The sequence below is a fragment of the Legionella drozanskii LLAP-1 genome (genome assembly GCF_001467585.1).
Classification (GTDB): Bacteria; Pseudomonadota; Gammaproteobacteria; order Legionellales; family Legionellaceae; genus Tatlockia; species Tatlockia drozanskii.
On record NZ_LNXY01000015.1, the window covers coordinates 1 to 1,227 of the forward strand.

Consider the following 1,227-nt stretch of genomic DNA (forward strand, 5'->3'; position numbering starts at 1 on the left):
CCAAATTGTATATAAAATATTACAAAAGTCAGCATTATAATCAAAGAAAATAAGATAAGCAATTTATGATGCAACAGAGTTGAGTTAACTCAAAAGAGGTAAAATTCGTGGATAAAGATTTTTGAATAACGCTATAGACTCTTCTTCTGGAAGCCTAGCAGAGCTATGCTGTTGGTATCGCTTCAGTAGATAATGCTTCCATTACCGCAGGAAAAGGTCGAGTAGCGTAGCTTACACGACCACAGAATGTAGAAGAATAAAGCGTGTCTAGTTTCTGGAATAATTACATTTCTCTTGAAGCAATGAGCCAGTCTACGCTAAGGCACCATAGTTTCATCTCGGTTTACTGTTTCGCAATAGGCAGATAACTCCGGTGGCAGCTCTAAATGATGCTTATCAATAAATGAGAACAATTCATTTTCCTCACCCATCTCGACCTCAACTCTTTTTTGAGCAAGGAGACCTAGTATATTTTTTAACCTACTGCCTGAACCAAAGAGACTACTTGAACCAAAGTATTCATCGTTAATTTTATTGTGCACCAATTCAACGGCTCTAATTCTTATAGAATCCGTGCAGCCTTCCGTTTGCGATAAGGTCTGTAGAAACTGAACTTCCATGTCCCTTTCGCCTTGTTGAAATAGCTTTTTTACCCATCGCCAAAAGGAACTCATCGATTGATAGGCCGCTTGATAAGTAGTTGCAAGACTCCCTAAACTGTCACTTAAATTGTCATTTGGCAGCGGCACTCTCAACGAGCTTTCGTGAAAGTAGTCCGCACACATACTGAGATTAGTAGAAAACGTATCAATCTTTTCTGTTAGAGATGTGATCTCCCTTATCATATGTAAATAGTGAGCACTATCCCACTCCTCATCCTCATTTTCACTTTCATACACCTTAATCCATTTTTGATAACATTCATGCAGGATCTCAAGATGCCTTAGACAAATTTCTGCAGCTTGTTCCAAGTTTTGCAGATGACGACTATCTTCTGGACGATCTACACACATTACTACAGATTTTAGACGTTCAAAATCGCTAATATACATAGGTCCACGATATTGGCCAGATGATATCAATATAGCAGCATGTATCTCATTTACATTGTCCCAAGTAGGTTCTTCATAAAGACTCCAAAATCTATTGTTTTCTTTATTCATCTCCTTATCATCGGATCTGAAATCACGACGCACACCTAGACGTCCATTAGCGCGAGGATCTGTT

Annotated in this window: 1 protein-coding gene; it reads right to left on the reverse strand. The window is 38.6% G+C overall.

The features are described 5' to 3' along the window. Positions 1–317: 317 nt before the first annotated feature. A partial coding sequence (locus tag Ldro_RS16465; protein WP_162263966.1) for a hypothetical protein occupies positions 318–1,227 on the reverse strand: 910 nt, incomplete at its 5' end.